Raw genomic sequence first — 19,406 nt, forward strand, 5'->3', positions numbered from 1 at the left:
TCTGTATTGCGAGCCAGCATGTTCGCGCTGCGTGCGGCGACCGGGTACTAGCACTCCATTAACTATGAATCATATTGCCTCAATTTCAAACGGTTTTTCGTTGAAAAGTGTGAGCCGTTGCGGAATCTCAGCGCTGGCACCGGGGACAGTAAACCGTCGATCGGTTGTTCATGCGGATCTCTTTCAGCGGGGTGTTGCATTCGGTGCAGGGCGCTCCCGCCTTGCCATAAACCAGTAGCGACTGGGCGAAATACCCCGGTTTGCCGTCGCTGTTGACGAAGTCCCGCAGAGTGGTGCCGCCCATCAGTATGGCGGCGCTGAGGGTTTCCCGGATGGCCTCGGCCAGCTTGTGATAGCGGTCCAGGCTGATGCGGCCGGCTTTCCGTTTCGGGTGGATGCCGGCCTTGAACAGGGCTTCGTTGGCGTAGATATTGCCCACGCCCACCACCACATGATTGTCCATAATGAAGGATTTGACCGGCGTCTGTTTCTGCCGGGACAGGCGAAAAAGCCAGACGCCGTTGAAACCTTCGGATAAGGGTTCCGGCCCGAGCGCGCTGATCAGCGGATGCCGGTTCCAGTCGGTAGTCCAGAGCCAACAGCCGAAGCGTCGCGGGTCATTGAAGCGCAGGCGGCGATGATTGCCGAGGACAAGCTCGACGTGATCGTGAGTCATGGCGGGGCTGTCGTCGGTGATCACTCTGAGACTGCCCGACATGCCCAGATGGACAATCACCGAACCTGTCTCCAGGTGCAGGAACAGGTATTTCGCCCGGCGCTCCACGGTACGGATGGTTTTGCCCTCAAGGTGCTCGGCCAGATCCGCCGGCACCGGCCAGCGCAGGCTGGGGTTGCGGACAATTACCCGCTGGATGGTCTGGCCTTCGCAGTGAGGCGCAATGCCCTGACGGGTGGTTTCAACTTCAGGTAATTCCGGCACAGAGCCTCCACCAACAGACAGATTTTGAGACGAAACAGTGTAATCGGTAACAAAAAAGCCGCCAAACCTGGTTGTCCAGGCTTACATCTGTACGCTAGAGTGGGCCTAACGATCACCCCCTTCGAGTGCCAGCGACATCCCTCAGCAGTATCGCCTTTCGAAGTTAATCGAGTTTCGAGGATTATCTATGTGGTTTAACGGTCTTCTGGACCTTTCTGTGTGGCAGCTGATCGCGGTCACTCTGGTGATGACACACATCACCATCGTCAGCGTTACCCTTTATCTGCATCGTCATTCGGCCCATAACGCGCTGGATCTGCATCCCGTCCTCAAGCACTTTTTCCGCTTCTGGCTCTGGCTGACCACGGCCCAGAACACCAAAGAGTGGACGGCCATCCACCGTAAACACCATGCCAAGTGCGAAACCGAGGAAGATCCTCACAGCCCGGTGGTGCTGGGTATTCGCAAGGTGCTGTTTGAGGGTGCCGAGTTATACGCAGCTTCTGCCACCCCTGAAACCCTTGAACGCTATGGCCAGCGCACGCCGGAAGACTGGCTCGAGCGTAACCTCTACAGCCGGTACAAGACCCTGGGTATTGCCTTGATGGCAGCGATCAACCTGGCGCTGTTCGGGGTGCACGGCATCTGGATCTGGGCGGTCCAGATGATGTGGATTCCGGTCTGGGCCGCCGGCGTGGTCAATGGCATCGGCCATTACCTGGGTTATCGGAATTTCGAATGCGCTGATAATGCCCGCAACATCTCGCCGCTGGGTATCCTGATTGGTGGTGAGGAGCTGCACAACAATCACCACACCTATCCGAATTCGGCCAAGCTGTCTCGTCGCTGGTACGAAGTGGACATCGGTTGGGGTTACATTCGTCTGTTCCAGCTGTTTGGTCTGGCGACGCCGAAAGGCTATCGGCCTATTGCCCATTATGTTCCCGGCAAGCAGGCGGTGGACGTGGAAACCGTTCAGGCCATCGCCAATAACCGCTTTGTGATCATGCGCCAGTATCGCAAGCGAGTAATGGAGCCGGTGCTGCGACAGCAGAAAGCGTTGATGGACGACGAAATTCGTCCCCGTTATCGCAAACTCAAGCAATTGCTGTCTCGCGAAATCAGCCTGATCAAGCCTCGGGAAAAAGAGCATCTCGACACGGTGCTGGAGCGCAACGAGGTGCTCAGGCTGATTTACGAGAAGAGTCATGAGCTGCAGGCGCTCTGGCGCCAGCGTGGGCTCAAGCCCCAGGATAAGCTGCAGGCACTGATGGCGTGGTGCCGCGACGCCGAAGCCAGCGGTGTTCGTTACCTGGAAGAGTTTGCCGCCCACCTGCGGGCGTATTCCTTGCGCCCCGCCAGTTGAGTTTCGCCTGCCTGTAGGACATCGCCGGAAGCCTCTGTTATTGGGCTTCCGGTTCTTCTCTCTGTTCAACCCGGAAAAGACAGTAGCTGACCTGGCCTGCTGATTTCTGTCGGTGCAGATGCCAGCTGGCCGGTACCGCCGGCAAGGCTCTTTCACTCTCGTGTTCGACATAGATCCAGCCACCCGGCTTCACCCATTGCTGGGTGTCCAGCAGCGGTATCAACCGTTCAAGCCAGCCTTGCCGGAATGGCGGGTCCATAAACACGATGTCGTAGCCTGGGCCGTCACGCCTGGCCAGAAACTGTTCCACGTCCTGGCAGGCGACATCCCCTTTGCTGGTTCCCAGCAGCCGGAGGTTGTCCCGGAGCGCTTTGGCCAGGGCGGGGGTGTGGTCCACCAGCGTTGCCTGCGCTGCTCCACGGGACAGTGCTTCCAGTCCCAGAGCCCCGGAACCAGCGAACAGATCCAGACACCGGCTGCCGGCCAGGTGGAAGTTCAGCCAGTTGAACAGGGTTTCCCGGGTGCGGGCCGGGCTGGGCCGCACGCCACCGGCATCCGGAAAGCACAGTTTCCGGCTGCGCCAGTCGCCGCCGATAATTCTCAGTTCGCCGGTACCGGCGCCTTTGCCTGAATGGGCGGCAGGTTTGCGGCGAGCAGGGGGGCGTCGTGCCATAGGGGCGAGGCTCCGGGGAAATCATGAGTGGCTGATGTTTGTGGCTATGGTACCGGAATCCGCGAGACCGGTTAATCCTGCCCCATCACTTGTGCCGGCCAGTCTGCTAGAATGTGCGCTTTATTTTGGCGAGCCGGGGTTCTTTCGCCCTCTTCGCGAACCTGCGGCCTGTGCCCGCCCTTTTTCAGACAGATGGATAGATTATGACGGCAGAGTGGATTTCAGTCGGCCTGTTGGCCCTTCTTGTTCTGTTTTTTGTGCTGGATATCGCCGGCAACCGCAAGCGTGCGCCCCGGCCCAAGCCGGTACCTCAGCGTAAGCCGGAGGTGGCCAGGGGGCCGGCTCCTGTGCCAGCGGAACCGGAGGCCGAACCTGAAGTGCCGCCTGAACCAGCGGCAGAAGCCGATGAGCCGGAAGCGGCTCAACCGGCGGTTGAACCAGCGCCTGCGCCGGAACCCGCACCGGCGGCGGAGCCTGAGGTTGAACGCGAACCGGAAACCCGAGTCAGTGTCTTCGAACGCATCAAGCAGGGGCTGGGGAAAACCCGGGCCAGCCTGACCGGCGGTCTGGCCGACCTGTTCTCGGTGGGCAAGAAGATTGACGAAGACCTGCTGGAAGAAATTGAAACCACGTTGCTGATGGCCGATGTGGGTGTGACCGCCACCTCAGAGATCATCGATGCCCTGACCGAGAAACTCGAACGCAATCAGCTGAAAGATGGCGAGGCCCTGCGCAAGGCGCTACGGGATGAGTTGCATGGGCTTCTCAAAAACGTGACCCGGCCGCTGGAAATCGATGCCGGTAAACAGCCTTACGTTATTCTGATGGTTGGCGTGAACGGTGTCGGCAAAACCACCACCATCGGCAAGCTCACCAAGAAATTCCAGAGCGAGGGTAAATCGGTCATGCTGGCGGCCGGTGATACCTTCCGGGCGGCGGCGGTTGAGCAATTGCAGGTCTGGGGCGAGCGCAACAACGTTCCGGTGGTGGCCCAGCATACGGGTGCAGACAGTGCGTCGGTGATTTTCGACGCCATCCAGTCTGCTCAATCCCGGGGCGTGGATGTGGTGATTGCAGACACCGCCGGTCGCCTGCAGAACAAGGACAACCTGATGAACGAGTTGTCCAAGGTCGTTCGGGTAATGAAGAAGCTGGATGAATCTGCGCCTCATGAGGTGATGTTGGTGCTGGATGCCGGTACCGGTCAGAATGCCCTGAGCCAGGCCCAGGTATTCCAGCAGGCAGTGGGTGTCTCCGGCATTACGCTCACGAAACTGGACGGCACGGCCAAAGGCGGTATTGTGTTTGCGATCGCCCGTCAGCTGCAGTTGCCAATCCGCTATATCGGGGTGGGAGAACAGGCCGAAGACCTGCGCAGCTTCGATGCCGAAACTTTTGTGGATGCGTTGTTCGAAGACTGACGCCGTAAAGACGGAGCAGCTGCCCCGATGATCGAGTTCCTCCAGGTGACCAAACGCTACGACAGTGATCACACCGCGCTCAGGGCTGTGAACTTTCACCTGGACCGTGGCGAGCTGGCGTTTCTGACCGGTCATTCTGGGGCGGGCAAGAGTACCCTTCTGAAACTGATCATGGTGATGGAGCGCCCGACAGCCGGTGAGGTGATCGTGGGTGGCCAGAAACTGAATAGCCTGCCCCGCCGGCAGATTCCTTACATCCGGCGTCATATCGGTGTGGTGTTCCAGAATCACCAGCTGTTGTTCGACCGCACGGTGTTCGACAACGTGGCCATGCCATTGGAGGTGATGGGGGCCTCGCCGGAAGACACCGGCCGGCGCGTGCGGGCGGCACTGGACAAGGTTGGTTTGCTTAAAAAGGAAAAGATGAACCCCATGCAGTTATCCGGGGGTGAGCAGCAGCGGGTCGGTATTGCCCGTGCGGTGGTGAACAAGCCACCCGTACTGCTGGCGGATGAGCCGACTGGTAACCTGGATCCCGAATTGTCTGCAGACATCATGCGGTTGTTTACCCAGTTCAGTCAGGTTGGGGTAACGGTACTTGTGGCAACCCACGATATTGCTCTGATTAATGAAATGAATCGACGTACGCTGACTCTGAATCAGGGCCAGCTGGTTGCTGGCGGAGGTGTGAGTGGCCACTGACTCTCGCCAGAAGCCGGATAATCGCCGGGGCGCTAACCGTTCGCGATCACTGTTGAGTGATCAGGCCCGGAGTTATCTGGGGCACCACCGGAAAGTAGCCCGCGATTCTATCCAGAGAATGTGGAAAACCCCGGTAGCCAGCGCCATGACCTGGACGGTGATGGGTGTAGCCTTGGCCTTGCCGGTTGCCCTGCTGTTGCTGTTGACCAGCCTGCAGGGCGTGAGTGCAGGGTGGGAGAGCACAGCCAGGATTACCGCCTATCTGGTGATGGATCTGCCGGCAGCGGAAGCCCGGGATCTGGCCGCGGAAATTGAAAGCGATGGGCGAGTGGTATCGGTTCAGCTGGTCGAGCGGGATCAGGCCCTGGCCGATTTTCGTGCCAGTTCCGGGCTCGATGAGGCGCTGGATTTCCTGGAAGAGAATCCTTTGCCGCATACACTGCTGATTACACCCGAAGACAGCGCTCGCTCGGCAGAGGGCGTTCAGGCACTGGTGACGTTTGTCGAGAGTATGAAGGGCATTGACCAGGTTCAGGTCGACCTGGGCTGGCTGCAGCGCCTGAGCGCAATGACCGAGATCCTTGCCCGCGCCGTCTGGGCGCTGGCTTTGTTGCTGGGGGCCGCGGTTATCCTGGTGATTGGTAACACGGTGCGTCTGGCCATCGAGAACCGGCGGGATGAAATCCTCGTGGCAAAACTGGTCGGCGGAACCGATGCTTTCGTTCGTCGTCCGTTTCTTTACACCGGCGCCTGGTTCGGGCTCGGGGGTGGCCTGGTGGCGTGGTTACTGATTCAGGTGTCGCTCTGGTGGTTAAGCGGCCCGATCGAGCGTCTTGCCGGGCTGTATCGCAGTGAGTTTACCTTGCAGGGACCGGGGTTCGATGGCGCGCTGGCATTGATAATCGTAGCGATGCTGTTAGGCTGGCTGGGCGCCTGGGTTGCGGTGAGGCGTCATCTGGATGACATAGAGCCGGGCGATATTGCTGGAGGCTGATCCGGATCGCGGGAAAACCGTATTGAAAAAAGAGTCTTTTCTGACGTAGTTTGGTTTATAGAGAAGCAAAGGCGATCTTTCCAGATGTATGATTTTTAACGTTTTGCTGGGAAGTTCGGGAACTAATTGAGTTCTTGGCGGTCTCATATTGAGTTGCTATATTTAAAGGCTGTCAGGTTCGGAGGTTAATGCATGGGTACGAGTTTACAGCTGGTTGACAGACTGGTTCCGGGTGCGAATCTCGAGTCGTATATCCAGGCGGCGAGTCGCATTCCTGTTCTCTCCGTTGATGAAGAGCGGGAACTGGCAGAACGGCTGCACTACCATGGCGATGTTGAGGCCGCGCGTCAGTTGGTGCTGTCGCACCTGCGCTTTGTGATTCACATTGCTCGCAGCTATTCCGGCTACGGCCTGGCCCAGGCCGACCTGATCCAGGAAGGCAACGTTGGCCTGATGAAGGCCGTCAAGCGGTTTAATCCTGAGTATGGCGTGCGTCTGGTGTCGTTTGCCGTGCACTGGATCAAGGCGGAGATTCACGAATTCATTCTGCGTAACTGGCGCATTGTGAAAGTGGCCACCACCAAGGCCCAGCGCAAGCTGTTCTTCAATCTGCGCAGCCAGAAGAAGAAGCTGGCATGGCTGAATCACGATGAGCTGAAAGCGGTCGCCAATGATCTGGGTGTCGAGCCCCACGTGGTGCGGGAAATGGAAGGTCGCCTGGCTTCCCAGGACACCGCTTTTGACGGCCCGATGGATGATGACGAAGACAACGCCTACCAGGCGCCGGCTTACTACTTGGAGGATCGCCGTAGCGATCCGGCGGTTCAGCTGGAAAACGCTGACTGGTCTGAGGACTCCAACGGCCGGCTGATGCAGGCGCTGGAGCAGCTGGACGAGCGAAGTCAGGATATTCTGCGTGAACGCTGGTTGTCGGAGAGCAAGTCGACGTTGCATGAGCTGGCCGACAAGTACGGGGTGTCCGCTGAGCGGATCCGCCAGCTTGAGAAAAACGCCATGAAGAAGATCCGGGTGCAGATGGCCGAGGTCGCCTGAGGCTTTATTGCAGCCCGGAAGCTGAAAACGCCACCACCGTTCGCGGTTGGTGGCGTTTTTGTTTGTATAATCCGCCTAAACCATTTAATTCACGTGGCTGGGAAGAAGGGATTGGGGTAGCCTTTCCAAAAAACGCTCCTGCGGCACATCCATGTGGCGCTTCTGCTCCGCCATCCATGGCTCCGCAAATTTTTGGAAAGGCTACCCCAATCCCTTCGCCGGGCTTCTGAGTGGGATTCCCCAAAATGTTTGCACATTCTCCTCGTATCGCTTTTCTCGGCATCGGCCTGATGGGCACGCCGATGACCCGTAACCTGCTGGACGCCGGTTTTTCCATGACGCTCTGGAATCGCACCACCAGCAAATGCGAGCCCTTTGCCAGCGAAGCGACGATCGCCGGGACGCCCGCCGAGGCGGTGGCGGAGGCCGATATCGTGATCGCCATGCTGGAGAATGGTCAGGTGGTGGATGATGTGCTGGTGAAGCAGGGTGCTATGGCTGCGGTGAAGCCGGGTGCGCTGGTGATCGATATGAGTTCGGTGCAGCCTTCGCTGGCGCGGGAACATGCCGAGCTGGCCGCAGAGCAGGGGGCCGGTTATGTCGATGCACCGGTATCTGGCGGCACGGTGGGTGCGGCCGAGGCTCGTTTGAGTATCATGGCGGGCGGCTCGGAAGCCGATATCGAGCGGGCTTTGCCGGTGTTCAATGCGCTGGGCAAATGCACCCGCATCGGGCCGGTGGGGGCCGGTCAGCTGGCAAAGCTGGCCAATCAGGCAATTGTGGGGATCACCATCGGGGCTGTGTCGGAGGCGCTGTTGCTGGCAGCCAAAGGTGGCGCGGATCCGGCCGCCGTGCGGGAAGCGCTGATGGGCGGGTTTGCCGGCAGCCGGATTCTGGAACTGCATGGCCAGCGGATGATTGACCGGGACTTCGCGCCGGGCGCTCCGGCCCGCATCCAGCTCAAGGATATGCGTATGATTCTGGATGAGGCCCGCTCGGAAAATCTGACCCTGCCGCTGGCCCAGCAGGTGCATAATGAATACCTTGCCCTGGTCGCCAATGGCCACAGCGATGTCGATCACAGCGGCCTGTTGCTGGAGTTGGAGCATCTGAACGGTACCCTGATGGGTTCCCTGGGCCGAGGCCCCAAGCACTGAATTAACCGGAGAAATCTGCCATGCCCCGTTTTGCTGCCAACCTGAGCATGCTGTTTACCGAAGTGCCGTTTCTGGAACGTTTCGCCCGGGCCCGAAGTGCCGGGTTCCATGGTGTGGAGTATCTGTTTCCCTATGAGTGGCCGGCGGAACAGCTGGCGGAGCGGCTTCAGAGCAACGGGCTGGAACAAGTGCTGTTCAATCTGCCACCCGGCGATTGGGCAGCGGGGGAGCGTGGCATTGCCTGTCTGCCGGATCGCATTGAGGAGTTTCGCGCCGGTGTCGAGCAGGCCATTCACTACGCCCGGATGCTGGGCTGCAAGCAACTGAACTGCCTGGCAGGTTTGAAGCCCGAATCCGTTGCCGAGGAAGAGGCCTGGCAGACCCTGGTGGCGAACGTGCAGTACGCAGCCGACCGCTTCGCCGAAGCAGGTTTGACCCTGTGCCTGGAAGCCATCAATTCGCGGGTGGATATGCCGGGCTTCATGCTCGATACCAGTGGCAAGGTGATGGCGCTGATTGAGGCGCTGGAGGCAGACAACGTGCGCCTGCAGTACGATCTCTATCACATGCAGATCATGGAAGGGGATCTGATTCGTGGCATCGAATGCCTGTTGCCCTGGATTGGCCACATTCAGTTCGCCGACAACCCGGGCCGGCATCAGCCGGGAACCGGGGAGATTAACTTTTCGAATGTTTTCTCGGCGATAGACAGACTGGGTTATGGCGGCTGGGTGAGCGCAGAGTACAGGCCCACCGGGGCGACAGAGCCGTCTCTGGGCTGGTTTTCGGAGGCAAACTGACCGTCGCCATAGGCGACACCCTCTTACAAGATCGTAACTGGCCGGTTCCCGGAGTTCTTCGTACCCTTGTTGTTAATGTTTTCCGCTATCAGGAGGAGCACCGGTGAAAGCGCTGGTAATCGAAGACGATCGGGATGTAGCAAATTATCTGCTAAAGGGACTGAGGGAATCCGACTTCGTGGTGGATCATGCGGCCGACGGCAAGGAAGGCATGATGATGGCGGCCAGTGAAGAATACGACATCATGATTGTCGACCGGATGTTGCCGGGTATGGATGGCCTTTCCATTATCAAGACGGTACGGGCCACGGGCAACCAGACGCCGGTGCTGATTCTCAGTGCTCTGGGCGATGTCGATGACCGTGTCGAAGGGCTGCGTGGCGGTGGCGATGACTACCTGACCAAGCCGTTTTCTTTCACCGAGCTGCTGGCGCGCATCGAGTCACTGATCCGGCGCAACCGTCAGGCCGCCGAGACCGAGACCGTACTGAAAGTGGCGGATCTGGAGATGGACCTGCTGGCCCGCACCGTAAAACGAGCCGGCCAGAATATTGATGTCCAGCCCCGGGAGTTCAGGCTGCTGGAATACCTGATGCGTAATGCCGGGCAGGTGGTTACCCGTACCATGCTGCTGGAGAAAGTGTGGGATTATCACTTTGACCCCCAGACCAACGTGATCGACGTGCATATCAGCCGTCTGCGCGCCAAGATCGACAAGGAATTCGATACACCCCTGCTGCAGACAGTGCGGGGGGCGGGATACATGTTACGTGAAACTGCTTAGTCAGCTCAGAACATCGTCTTTCCAGCTTGCCCTGCTGTATATGGTGGTGTTTGCCACCTCGGTGTTTCTGCTGTTGGCATTTATCTACTGGCGTACAGCCGGGTTCATGACTGCCCAGACCGACGAGACCATTGAAGCGGAAATCGCTGGCCTGGCGGAGCAGTATCGCAGTCGTGGTGTAAATGGTCTGATCACCATCATCCGGGAACGGGTGGCCAGGGATCCGAATGCCAAGTCCATTTACCTGTTGACCACAGACGACTTTCTGAAACTGGCCGGGAATATTGAAACCTGGCCAGAGGGCAGCCGCTCGTCTGACAGTGGCTGGATCAATTTCACCCTGAACCCCTCCGTTGGCTGGCAGGGCCCCGAGCGCCTGGCCCGGGCCAGAATCTTTGAGGTCCAGGGTGGTTTGCGCTTGCTGGTGGGGCGCGATGTGGATGACCTCACCAACCTCAAGCGGGTGATTGAAACTGCCATCAACTGGGGTATGGGAATCACCCTTGCCCTGGCGCTCCTGGGTGGCTTCCTGATGAGCCGAAGCACCACTCGCCGCATTGAAGTGATCAACAACACCTCCCGCCGGATCATGAATGGGCACCTGTCCCTCCGAATTCCGACCCGTGGGACCGACGACGATTTTGATCAACTGGCCGAAAACCTGAACCAGATGCTGGATCGGATCGTGTATCTGATGGAAGGCATACGCCATGTTTCCGACAGCATCGCCCATGATCTTCGCACTCCACTGACGCGACTGCGTAACCAGCTCGAAAACACGCTGATTACGGTCGACAATGACGAGGCGCGCGAGCATGTCGGGCAGGCTGTGGCGGAGGCTGACCAGCTGCTGGCCACCTTCAATGCCTTGCTGCGCATTGCCCGGCTGGAGACCCGGGGCAACTCGGCCGACATGAAGGTGGTGGCTCTGGATGAACTGGTCAGCGATGCCTGTGAACTCTACGAGGCCCTTTCCGAGGACAAGGATCAGAGTTTCTCTCAGGAACTTGAGCAAAATGTCCGGATTGAGGGAGACCGGGATCTCCTGTTCCAGATGATCAGTAACCTGATCGACAACGCCATCAAATACACGCCGGAGCATGGTGCCATCAAGGTGGTCGTTCGCCGGGACGGCGGCGGAGCGGTGTTTGAGGTTCAGGATTCCGGTATCGGTATTCCGGATGATGAGAAAGATCAGGTTTTCCAGCGCTTCTACCGGGTTGGCAAGAGCCGCTCGTTACCCGGCAATGGTCTGGGGCTCAGCCTGGTGTCGGCGGTGGCGGAGATTCATCAGGGCCAGATTCTGCTGAGTGATACCCATCCTGGTGAAGACATGCCGGGCTTGACCGTCACGGTCCGTATGCCAGCGTACACCGCCGTAAAAAAGCGAATCAAGGCCACACAGTCTGAGAATGGTGGTTCAACGGAGGAGGGTCGCTCCTCCGCAGAACCCGGCACGGCCTGAGATTACTGGCTGGCGCGAAAGCGGTTGATACGGCTCAGGACAGGGCCAAGTACCGCGTCGGCCCGTGACTCGACCTGCTGGCTGATATGATCAAACTGCGAGCGACGGCGATCCACCTTGGCCTGAATACTGTCCCACTCGCCTTCCAGATGCTTCTGTTCGGTCATCAGAAAGGCCGCAATATTGTGGCGATTGACGCGGCTGGTGATGCCCAGTTGGTCCAGTCGGAAACCCAGGCTATCCACCCCTTCAAGTGCCAGATTCATCAGTTTCTTGGTATCCATTAGCATATCTCCATGCAGAAAAGATCAGGTGTCATTGTCGGCCACGCTAATCCTTGGCGCTAGAGTGTTCAACCTAGATTGCGGAACGGATGCCTTGCCAAAAGGTAATCGCATGGCCACAGGCAGGTAATGGTCAATGTGCAGAATAGAGGGTGTAGATGCGGAAGCGGGCGGATGATCTGCTTGCTTCCCCCTCCAGCACAGCGCTAGCCTTATACCCCGTGATTCACGGGGTTTTTTTTGCCCTTCCGAAATGCATTGCTTCTTGAACCAGGACACCCATGGCCAACCAGACGCCTTCAGGCAACAACCGGCCGCGCTATATCACCCCCGAAGGTGAACAGGCGCTCCGGGATGAGCTGCAATTCCTATGGAAAGTGAAGCGACCAGAGGTTACCCAGGCAGTACGTGAAGCAGCTGCCCTGGGGGATCGGTCCGAGAACGCCGAGTACATCTATGGCAAGAAGCAGCTTCGGGAAATCGACCGTCGCGTACGCTTCCTCAGCAAGCGGCTGGATGAGGTCTCGGTGGTGGATCGCCTGCCGGAAGACCGGAGCCGGGTATTCTTTGGTGCCTGGGTGACCATCGAGGATGCGGACGGCAGTGAGCAGGAGTATCGAATCGTGGGTGCCGATGAATTCGATCTCGAAAAAGGCTATCTCAGTATCAATTCTCCGCTGGCCCGCGCGCTCATTGGCAAGCATCTGGATGACGAGGTATCGGTGAGAACCCCCGAGGGCTGGAAGCAGGTGGTGATTACCGATATCCGCTACCAAATGGCCTCGAACGACAAGTGAGTGCTGTCACAAAACTGGCTTTTGCCTGGGCAAAGGGTCATTTTTGGCGATAGACTGATCAAATATTGTCACCCGTCAGGGCAAATGGATGATCGGCTAGGGTTGGGATGAGCGCCATGAATGTCAGGAAACAGACAGAGGAAAAACGAGCCGGGGCAGCGTTGCTGGCGTTGCCGTTGATGCTGCTGACGGCGTTGCCTGCCTATGCCCAGAGTGACGATGACGCCGCGTTTGAGTACGAAGAGCGCTCCACTATCGACACCATTCCGTTTCGCTCGGTCGCGGAAGAGGAGCTGGCCAATACCGTAATTGAGGGCGGGCTGGCAGCGCCGGCGGCCGGGGTACCGGTGCAGCAGGCAACGGATGACGATTTCTATCTGGACCCGCTGGCCCTGCAGCCGAGAGACCCGCGAACCGATCTGGGCCGTTCCGAGATTCCCGTCGAGATCCGTTTCAGTAACCCCAAAGTGATACCGGGCCAGAGCCACGGCAACAATTACGTGATCCGGCCACCCGAGAACCGTACCTACGATACCCTGAATACCAATCTCACCGGTCGTTAAACATCGGCCCCGCTACTCGGCCTCAGGCAGCGGCTGAATCCGCTGCAGCAGCGGGCCTGCCGAGCACATCTTCGTAGAAAAAGCTCAGAGCCTGACTGGCCTGATTCAGTCGGGCCCGGGATACCCGGATCTTTTCACTCAGATAGGTCAGGAACAGCTTCTGATCCTCTTCGGCCAGATTGTCCGGATCCTTCAGATCATGAAACAGCACAAATCGGCTGATCCAGTGCAGATAGGTTTGCTCGGCGCGTTGATTCAGTTCGCGTTTACGGATGGCGGCCTGTACCTGGCCAATCATGCCTGGGCGCGATTGCTCCAGGGCCTCAGTAATGTCCATGGTGTTTACTCGTTCAAAAGCTTGTTTTTGTTATGTTGCGCGCATCATATGACAAACGTTTGAACGGCGCAAAATTCTGGCGGGTGCGGTGCCCCGCAACCGGTGTGGCGGCGGGGCAGGGGCGTTACTTCAGGGATTCAAGTTTGTCGATGTACTGCTGCATGGCGTCATCGCTGGACATGCCCTTGAGTTTCTCCCAGGCGTCGTACTTGGCCCGACCAACAAAATCCATCATGCCCGGGCGCTTGCCGCTGACATCGCCTTCGGTGGCCTGCTTGTAAAGGGCGTAGAATTCCAGTTTCATTTCGTTGGAAGGTTTGAAATCGCCTTCCGCAGTCTGGATGTAGTTTACCGCTTCTTCGAACTTCGCTTTCAGGTCACTCATGTTGTGTCTCCGTGGTGTTGGTGGTTTTTTTCCATTCAAGCATGTCGGCAGTATAGCGACGGCGCTGGTTGGCGTCATTGACCGAAACAGCGGTTTTCCAGCCGCCTTGGCAATCTGGCAAAAGTTTGCCCAAGCACACATTTTGAGCCATCGCTGGCCAATTTTTGCTTGAGAACCCTGGGTGACCTGTGTACAGTTTTACGCGTTGTCTGCCAGGAGGGCAGGCACCAAGGATCGATACAATTGCAAATGACTTGCACAGGGAGCACGCCATGTCTGCCAAAGACGGTTCCGTTGCGCCGAAAGAGCGCATCAATATCAAGTATGTCCCCGCCACAGGCGATCAGCAGGCCGAAACCGAACTGCCACTGAAGATGTTCGTGGTTGGTGATTTCAAGGGTCACGCTGAAGAAACCCCCATTGAAGACCGTAAGGCCATTTCCGTCGACAAGAACAACTTCCGTTCTGTCATGAAGGAAGCGGGTCTGACGCTTTCCACCAGTGTTTCCAACAAGCTCGAAGACGGCGCCGACGATCTTCCCGTGAATCTCGAATTCCAGGGGCTCGAAGACTTTTCTCCGGACAGCATTGCCCGCCAGGTCCCTGAGCTCAAGAAGCTGATTGAGCTGCGTGAAGCCCTGGTTGCCCTCAAGGGCCCGCTGGGCAACGTGCCTTCGTTCCGTTCCAAGCTGCAGGAGCTGCTGGACAACGACGACGCCCGGGAAAAGCTGCTGGCTGAACTTGAGCTGGCCACCGACGGCGGCGAGTAATCGCAACACCGGAACCCGGTAACCTACACCGATTATCAATCACGTACTGAAGGGATGTGGTATGTCTGATACTGCTGTGCAGCAATCTGCTGCCTCCGAATCCGTAGCAGAAGGCTCTCTGCTTGACCAGGTCATGGCCAACAGCCGTATGGCGCCGGCCGATGAAGGCTACGATGTTGCCCGTAAAGGGGTGGCCACGTTTATTGCCAACCTGCTGAAGAGCGATGAAAAAGGCCAGCCGGTCAACAAGGCGCTGGTCGACCAGATGGTGGTCGAGCTGGATCGTAAAATCAGCGCCCAGATGGATGAGATTCTGCACGCGCCCAAGCTGCAGGAGCTGGAATCGTCCTGGCGCGGACTGAAACTGATGGTGGATCGCACCGATTTCCGCGAGAACATCAAGGTGGATATCCTCCATGCCACCAAGACCGAGCTACTGGAAGATTTCGAATTTGCTCCGGACGTGACCCAGACCGGCTTCTACAAGCACATTTATGCCGCCGAGTATGGTCAGTTCGGTGGTGAGCCGGTGGGCGCCATTGTTGGCAACTACGCCTTCAGCCCATCAACGCCGGACATGAAGCTGCTGCAGTACGTGTCGTCGGTTGGCGCCATGTCCCACGCGCCGTTCCTGTCCTCGGTTGCACCGTCGTTCTTCGGCGTCGACAGCTACCAGGAACTGCCGGCCATCAAAGAGCTGAGCGCCGTTTTCGAAGGCCCGAAATACGCCAAGTGGCGTTCCCTGCGGGAATCTGAGGATGCCCGTTACCTGGGCCTGACCGCACCGCGCTTCCTGCTGCGGGTGCCTTACGATCCGACTGAAAACCCGGTGCGCAGCTTCAACTACAAGGAAGATGTCTCCGGTGACCACGAACATTACCTGTGGGGCAATACCTCCTACCTGCTGGCCACACGCCTGACCGAGAGCTTCGCCAAGTACCGTTGGTGCCCGAACATCATTGGCCCCCAGAGTGGTGGTGCGGTGGAAGATCTGCCGGTGCACACCTTCGAGTCCTTTGGTCAGCTGGAAGCCAAGATTCCGACTGAGGTGCTGATTACCGACCGTCGCGAATACGAGCTGGCGGAAGAAGGTTTCATCGCCCTGACCATGCGTAAAGGCAGCGATAACGCCGCGTTCTTCTCCGCCAACTCTGTGCAGAAGCCCAAGCAGTTCCCGAACACCAAGGAAGGCAAGGAAGCGGAAACCAACTACAAGTTGGGTACCCAGTTGCCGTACATGATGATCGTGAACCGCCTGGCCCACTACATCAAGGTGCTGCAGCGAGAGCAGATCGGCTCCTGGAAAGAGCGCCAGGATCTGGAGCGGGAACTGAACACCTGGATTCGCCAATACGTGGCCGACCAGGAAAACCCGCCCGCAGACGTCCGCAGCCGCCGCCCCTTGCGTGCCGCGAAAGTGGAAGTCTCCGATGTGGAAGGCGATCCGGGCTGGTACCAGGTCTCCCTGGCAGTGCGTCCGCACTTCAAATACATGGGCGCCAACTTTGAACTCTCGCTGGTTGGCCGACTGGACAAGGATTAATCCGTGTTCGGCGGCACCGGCACTGACGGCGTTCGCAACACCGGCAGCCTGTTTGAACGGCTTGAACAGGCTGCCGCTCCCGCGGGCCAGAGCATGGGGGAGTTCACCCATGTGGTGGAATCCATCAAGCGTCACCTGGTGCGACTGCTGAACGCCCACCCGGGCAACAGCAGCAGCGCACCGGATCTTGGCTTACTGGATTTCAACGACGCCACTCTGGGCACTCATGACCTGAGCATCCAGATCCGCGGGGCCATCCGTCAGTGCATTGAGAAGTTTGAGCCGCGGGTTAAGCGGGTGGATGTGGTAGCCATGCCACCGGGCCCGGACCCGTTGCAGTTGAAGTTCCAGGTGACGGTCTACCTGAACGTTGCAGGAAGCGATGATCGGACGACCATAGACCTGGTTTTGGATGATAAGCGGTACTACCGCGTGATCTAGCGTCATGGGTAGTATTCTGCAGGCAAGGATGAGAGCGAGGGTGTGGTTGGCCTTTCCAAAAGTGTGCGGAGCCATGGATGGCGGAGCTCAAGCGCCCCATGGATGGGCTTGAAGCGTCTTTTGGAAAGGCCAACCACACCCTTGCTCGGGGCCAGACTAGTGGTGCAGTAACGATGAAGTTAAATCGCTTTTACAGGGATGAGTTGAGCTTTCTGCGGTTGCAAGGCAGGGAATTTGCCGAAGCCCACCCGCAGCTCACCCGCTTTCTATCCGAACAGAGCACCGACCCGGACGTAGAACGGCTGCTGGAAGGCTTCGCCTTCCTGACCGGCAAACTGCGGGAAAAAGTTGAGGACGAGTTTCCGGAGCTGACTCATTCGCTGCTGAACATGCTCTGGCCCAATTATCTGCGGCCAGTGCCCAGCTGCACCATCATGCGCTTTGATCCACAGCTGCATGCCATCAGTGAACGTCAGGTTGTTGATCGTCATACCGAGATCAAGAGCCGCCCCTTGGGCGACGCCAGCCGCCAGACCCAATGCCGGTTCCGCACCTGCCGGTCGGTGGATATTTTTCCGATCAGTGTGGCCGAGGCTAATGCCGAGCACTCACGGGAAGTTTCCTCCGTGACCGTAGACCTGGCGCTGCATACGGACCAGCCACTGAATGGCATTGGCCTGGAAAATCTGCGTTTTTACCTGGGGGGCGACAACCACACGGCAGAGACCCTGTATCTGTGGTTAAACCATTACCTCAGCCGTATGGAGCTGGTGGTGGGCGACCGTGTGGTCAGTCTGCCTTCATCCCTGTTGCAGCCGGTTGGCTTTGCGGCAGACGAGGCGATCCTGCCTTATCCCAAGAATGCTTATGCCGGCTACCGGATTATCCAGGAGTACCTGAGTTTTCCGGAGGCCTTCCGGTTTGTTGACATCACCGGCCTGAAATCCCGGTTGCCAGCGGTGCAGGCTGATGAGATCAGTCTGCGTTTCCACTTCAGCCGGATTCTGCCCCCGGACACCCGGGTAACCCGCGACTCCATGCAGTTGTACTGCACCCCCGCGGTTAATCTGTTCAGCCACGAAGGCGAGCCGGTAGACCTGAACGGTCGCCAGACTGAATACCGTATTTCACCCTCCAGCCGCTGCCCGGAACACTACGAGGTGTTCAGTATCGAGCAGGTTGAGGGCTGGCTGGAAGGTCGTTCCGGTAGAGGCGAGCCGCGCATCTACACGGCGTTTGAGAGTTTCCAGCATGAAGTGGAGCGGGATCGGGGCCGCACCGCCCTGTACTACCGGGTACGTACCCGGGAGAGCGTGCGTGGGGATGGTTTTGATCACTACATTTCCTTTGTTCGTGGTGATGAAACCGAATGTCTGAATCGTCAGGAAGCGGTCTCGCTCACGCTCACCTGCACCAATCGCCAGTTGCCACAACAACTGGCCGTCGGGGAAGTGTGCATGGCCACCGAGAGCACACCGGCCTTTGCCGCATTCAGCAATATCACGCGCCCGACGGCGACCCTGCGGCCTACCCTGGATGGCAGCCTGTTGTGGACGCTGATATCCAACCTGTCATTGAACTACCTGTCGATGCTGGATGTGGATGCCCTGCGCACCGTGCTGCGAGTGTATGACTTCCGGGCCCTCGTCGACCGACAGGCTGAGCGGGTGTCCCAGAAGCGGCTGGCCGGTATCACGGGCATCACCACCAAGCCGGTTGACCGCATGATTCGCGGGCTGCCGGTGCGCGGTATCCGCTCAGAGCTGAAGCTGGATCAGCATGGGTTTGCCAGTGAAGGTGACCTCTACCTGTTCGGCACGGTCTTGAGTCAGTTTTTTGCGCTTTACGCGAGTATCAATGCGTTTCACCAACTGGAAGTGGTGAATACAGACAATCAGGAACGGTACACATGGACGTTACAGCAAGGTCAGCAGCCGCTGATGTAGCCGGGCTGGAACCCGTTCTCGGCAACGCGCGGCGATACAGTTTTTTTCAGCTGGTGGATCTGATTCACCGGCACCATGGAGACGACCTGGAGCGTGGCGGTCACGATGAGCCCCGCCAGGAACGCATCCGGTTCTCGGCCTCGGCCGGCCTTGGATTTCCCGGCAGTGACGTGGTGTCGGCGCTGTCGCCGGAGCATGAGCACGCTCCCTATCAGATGGAAGTCAGCTTCCTGGGGCTTCACGGCTCCCAGTCGCCACTGCCCGGTTATTACCTGGAAGATCTGGCCTGGGAAGCGGGGCAGAATCTCGGTGTTCGTCGGCATTTTCTGGATTTCTTCAATCACCGGCTGGTGACCCTGTTCCATCGGGCCTGGCGCAAATACCGCTACTACATCCGGTTCCAGCCCGGGGCCAGCGACGGTTTTTCGGAACTGGTGTATGCCCTGACCGGTTTGGGCGACAGTCGGCTGCGGGAAGCGACGCCGGTGAACTGGTCCAAGATGCTGGCCTATGCCGGCTTGATGGCGGGTCGGAGCCGGTCACCGGAAGTGGTCAGCGGCATCATCGGCCACTGTTTTGACCTGGACGACGTCAGCATCGAACAGTGGGTGCTGCGCAAAGTGGACATCGCTCGGGATCAGCAAACCGCGCTGGGCAGGGCCAACGCCACCCTGGGCGAAGACACGCTGGTGGGTTCGCGCATCCGGGATCGCAGCGGCAAGTTTATTCTCCGGCTGCGCAATCTGACTCGGCAGCGGTTTGCGGATTTTCTGCCCAATGGCCGGGATCACCAGCGCCTGGTCAAACTGGTGGAGTTCGCTACCCGGGAGCAGCTGGCCTATGACCTGGAGCTGCAAATGCGGCCCAAGGATATTCGCCCCATGCAACTGGGCGAGGATGTTCGCCTGGGCTGGAATTCCTTCGTAACACCGGACCGGGCCCGTGAGCGTCCGGCGGTGCGGATACAGATCAGACGTTAGGGCAG

At 58.5% G+C, this 19,406-nt stretch carries 21 protein-coding genes; 16 read left to right on the forward strand and 5 right to left on the reverse strand.

Annotated features, from left to right (window positions below):
• Positions 1 to 127: 127 nt before the first annotated feature.
• Positions 128 to 940: a bifunctional DNA-formamidopyrimidine glycosylase/DNA-(apurinic or apyrimidinic site) lyase gene (mutM, locus tag Q675_RS25310; protein ID WP_022991323.1), complete on the reverse strand. Its 813-nt coding sequence runs from the start codon at positions 938 to 940 to the stop codon at positions 128 to 130.
• A 187-nt stretch (positions 941 to 1,127) separates the two neighbouring features.
• Between mutM and Q675_RS25315 the strand changes: the two genes are divergently transcribed.
• On the forward strand, positions 1,128 to 2,306 hold the full coding sequence (locus Q675_RS25315) for an acyl-CoA desaturase (RefSeq protein ID WP_023010909.1): 1,179 nt from the start codon (positions 1,128 to 1,130) through the stop codon (positions 2,304 to 2,306).
• A 37-nt stretch (positions 2,307 to 2,343) separates the two neighbouring features.
• Here Q675_RS25315 and rsmD read toward each other — a convergent pair whose 3' ends face one another.
• Entirely contained in the window at positions 2,344 to 2,979 is a 636-nt protein-coding gene (gene rsmD, locus Q675_RS25320; protein ID WP_023010910.1) for a 16S rRNA (guanine(966)-N(2))-methyltransferase RsmD, read from the reverse strand.
• 203 nt (positions 2,980 to 3,182) lie between these two features.
• Between rsmD and ftsY the strand changes: the two genes are divergently transcribed.
• The 8 genes from ftsY to Q675_RS25360 all read left to right on the forward strand — a co-directional run bounded on the left by ftsY (position 3,183) and on the right by Q675_RS25360 (position 11,355).
• Complete coding sequence (ftsY, locus tag Q675_RS25325; protein WP_023010911.1) at positions 3,183 to 4,400, forward strand: signal recognition particle-docking protein FtsY; 1,218 nt, start codon at positions 3,183 to 3,185, stop codon at positions 4,398 to 4,400.
• Between the two features lie 27 nt (positions 4,401 to 4,427).
• Positions 4,428 to 5,102 (forward strand): cell division ATP-binding protein FtsE, encoded by a 675-nt coding sequence (gene ftsE / locus Q675_RS25330; protein WP_023010912.1) that lies wholly within the window; start codon positions 4,428 to 4,430, stop codon positions 5,100 to 5,102.
• Positions 5,092 to 6,096 carry a permease-like cell division protein FtsX gene (ftsX, locus tag Q675_RS25335; protein ID WP_023010913.1) on the forward strand — a complete coding sequence of 335 codons (1,005 nt, stop codon included), beginning with the start codon at positions 5,092 to 5,094 and terminating at the stop codon, positions 6,094 to 6,096. Before ftsE ends, ftsX begins: the two co-directional genes overlap by 11 nt.
• Before the next feature lie 192 nt (positions 6,097 to 6,288).
• Entirely contained in the window at positions 6,289 to 7,149 is an 861-nt protein-coding gene (gene rpoH / locus Q675_RS25340; protein ID WP_014422978.1) for an RNA polymerase sigma factor RpoH, read from the forward strand.
• A gap of 245 nt (positions 7,150 to 7,394) precedes the next feature.
• Complete coding sequence (locus Q675_RS25345; RefSeq protein WP_023010914.1) at positions 7,395 to 8,306, forward strand: NAD(P)-dependent oxidoreductase; 912 nt, start codon at positions 7,395 to 7,397, stop codon at positions 8,304 to 8,306.
• Positions 8,307 to 8,326: 20 nt separating this feature from the next.
• A complete protein-coding gene (hyi, locus tag Q675_RS25350; RefSeq protein WP_023010915.1) occupies positions 8,327 to 9,106 on the forward strand; it encodes a hydroxypyruvate isomerase in 780 nt (259 codons plus the stop codon).
• 103 nt (positions 9,107 to 9,209) lie between these two features.
• Complete coding sequence (locus Q675_RS25355) at positions 9,210 to 9,890, forward strand: response regulator transcription factor (RefSeq protein ID WP_011787144.1); 681 nt, start codon at positions 9,210 to 9,212, stop codon at positions 9,888 to 9,890.
• Positions 9,877 to 11,355: a sensor histidine kinase gene (locus Q675_RS25360; protein WP_014422975.1), complete on the forward strand. Its 1,479-nt coding sequence runs from the start codon at positions 9,877 to 9,879 to the stop codon at positions 11,353 to 11,355. The genes Q675_RS25355 and Q675_RS25360 overlap by 14 nt, the downstream gene beginning before the upstream one ends.
• 2 nt (positions 11,356 to 11,357) lie before the next feature.
• Here the strand turns inward: Q675_RS25360 and Q675_RS25365 are convergent, their stop codons facing one another.
• Positions 11,358 to 11,639: a hypothetical protein gene (locus Q675_RS25365; RefSeq protein ID WP_023010916.1), complete on the reverse strand. Its 282-nt coding sequence runs from the start codon at positions 11,637 to 11,639 to the stop codon at positions 11,358 to 11,360.
• A gap of 281 nt (positions 11,640 to 11,920) precedes the next feature.
• Here Q675_RS25365 and greB point away from each other — a divergent pair, with 281 nt between their 5' ends.
• Positions 11,921 to 12,436: a transcription elongation factor GreB gene (gene greB, locus Q675_RS25370; RefSeq protein WP_023010917.1), complete on the forward strand. Its 516-nt coding sequence runs from the start codon at positions 11,921 to 11,923 to the stop codon at positions 12,434 to 12,436.
• A gap of 116 nt (positions 12,437 to 12,552) precedes the next feature.
• Complete coding sequence (locus Q675_RS25375) at positions 12,553 to 12,999, forward strand: hypothetical protein (protein ID WP_031211189.1); 447 nt, start codon at positions 12,553 to 12,555, stop codon at positions 12,997 to 12,999.
• 22 nt (positions 13,000 to 13,021) lie between these two features.
• Here the strand turns inward: Q675_RS25375 and Q675_RS25380 are convergent, their stop codons facing one another.
• Positions 13,022 to 13,336: a site-specific integrase gene (locus Q675_RS25380; protein ID WP_011787139.1), complete on the reverse strand. Its 315-nt coding sequence runs from the start codon at positions 13,334 to 13,336 to the stop codon at positions 13,022 to 13,024.
• A gap of 124 nt (positions 13,337 to 13,460) precedes the next feature.
• On the reverse strand, positions 13,461 to 13,721 hold the full coding sequence (locus Q675_RS25385) for an acyl-CoA-binding protein (RefSeq protein ID WP_023010919.1): 261 nt from the start codon (positions 13,719 to 13,721) through the stop codon (positions 13,461 to 13,463).
• Between the two features lie 272 nt (positions 13,722 to 13,993).
• Between Q675_RS25385 and tssB the strand changes: the two genes are divergently transcribed.
• The 5 genes from tssB (at position 13,994) to tssG (ending at position 19,401) form a co-directional block, all read left to right on the forward strand.
• Positions 13,994 to 14,491 (forward strand): type VI secretion system contractile sheath small subunit, encoded by a 498-nt coding sequence (tssB, locus tag Q675_RS25390; RefSeq protein WP_011787137.1) that lies wholly within the window; start codon positions 13,994 to 13,996, stop codon positions 14,489 to 14,491.
• 61 nt (positions 14,492 to 14,552) lie between these two features.
• Positions 14,553 to 16,034 carry a type VI secretion system contractile sheath large subunit gene (gene tssC / locus Q675_RS25395; protein ID WP_011787136.1) on the forward strand — a complete coding sequence of 494 codons (1,482 nt, stop codon included), beginning with the start codon at positions 14,553 to 14,555 and terminating at the stop codon, positions 16,032 to 16,034.
• Between the two features lie 3 nt (positions 16,035 to 16,037).
• Complete coding sequence (tssE, locus tag Q675_RS25400; RefSeq protein WP_023010921.1) at positions 16,038 to 16,475, forward strand: type VI secretion system baseplate subunit TssE; 438 nt, start codon at positions 16,038 to 16,040, stop codon at positions 16,473 to 16,475.
• Between the two features lie 173 nt (positions 16,476 to 16,648).
• Complete coding sequence (tssF, locus tag Q675_RS25405; RefSeq protein ID WP_031211191.1) at positions 16,649 to 18,421, forward strand: type VI secretion system baseplate subunit TssF; 1,773 nt, start codon at positions 16,649 to 16,651, stop codon at positions 18,419 to 18,421.
• Complete coding sequence (gene tssG, locus Q675_RS25410; protein ID WP_022991312.1) at positions 18,385 to 19,401, forward strand: type VI secretion system baseplate subunit TssG; 1,017 nt, start codon at positions 18,385 to 18,387, stop codon at positions 19,399 to 19,401. Before tssF ends, tssG begins: the two co-directional genes overlap by 37 nt.
• Positions 19,402 to 19,406 lie beyond the last annotated feature (5 nt).

Source organism: Marinobacter sp. EN3 (assembly GCF_000475315.1).
Taxonomy (GTDB): domain Bacteria; phylum Pseudomonadota; class Gammaproteobacteria; order Pseudomonadales; family Oleiphilaceae; genus Marinobacter; species Marinobacter nauticus.

Bases quoted from the DNA above. Each gene is read 5' to 3' on its own strand.
- Q675_RS25315 (WP_023010909.1), top strand. From the start codon at position 1,128: ATGTGGTTTAACGGTCTTCTGGACCTTTCTGTGTGGCAGCTGATCGCG.
- rsmD (WP_023010910.1), bottom strand. From the start codon at position 2,979: ATGGCACGACGCCCCCCTGCTCGCCGCAAACCTGCCGCCCATTCAGGC.
- ftsY (WP_023010911.1), top strand. From the start codon at position 3,183: ATGACGGCAGAGTGGATTTCAGTCGGCCTGTTGGCCCTTCTTGTTCTG.
- ftsE (WP_023010912.1), top strand. From the start codon at position 4,428: ATGATCGAGTTCCTCCAGGTGACCAAACGCTACGACAGTGATCACACC.
- rpoH (WP_014422978.1), top strand. From the start codon at position 6,289: ATGGGTACGAGTTTACAGCTGGTTGACAGACTGGTTCCGGGTGCGAAT.
- Q675_RS25345 (WP_023010914.1), top strand. From the start codon at position 7,395: ATGTTTGCACATTCTCCTCGTATCGCTTTTCTCGGCATCGGCCTGATG.
- hyi (WP_023010915.1), top strand. From the start codon at position 8,327: ATGCCCCGTTTTGCTGCCAACCTGAGCATGCTGTTTACCGAAGTGCCG.
- Q675_RS25365 (WP_023010916.1), bottom strand. From the start codon at position 11,639: ATGGATACCAAGAAACTGATGAATCTGGCACTTGAAGGGGTGGATAGC.
- greB (WP_023010917.1), top strand. From the start codon at position 11,921: ATGGCCAACCAGACGCCTTCAGGCAACAACCGGCCGCGCTATATCACC.
- Q675_RS25375 (WP_031211189.1), top strand. From the start codon at position 12,553: ATGAATGTCAGGAAACAGACAGAGGAAAAACGAGCCGGGGCAGCGTTG.
- Q675_RS25380 (WP_011787139.1), bottom strand. From the start codon at position 13,336: ATGGACATTACTGAGGCCCTGGAGCAATCGCGCCCAGGCATGATTGGC.
- Q675_RS25385 (WP_023010919.1), bottom strand. From the start codon at position 13,721: ATGAGTGACCTGAAAGCGAAGTTCGAAGAAGCGGTAAACTACATCCAG.
- tssB (WP_011787137.1), top strand. From the start codon at position 13,994: ATGTCTGCCAAAGACGGTTCCGTTGCGCCGAAAGAGCGCATCAATATC.
- tssC (WP_011787136.1), top strand. From the start codon at position 14,553: ATGTCTGATACTGCTGTGCAGCAATCTGCTGCCTCCGAATCCGTAGCA.
- tssF (WP_031211191.1), top strand. From the start codon at position 16,649: ATGAAGTTAAATCGCTTTTACAGGGATGAGTTGAGCTTTCTGCGGTTG.
- tssG (WP_022991312.1), top strand. From the start codon at position 18,385: ATGGACGTTACAGCAAGGTCAGCAGCCGCTGATGTAGCCGGGCTGGAA.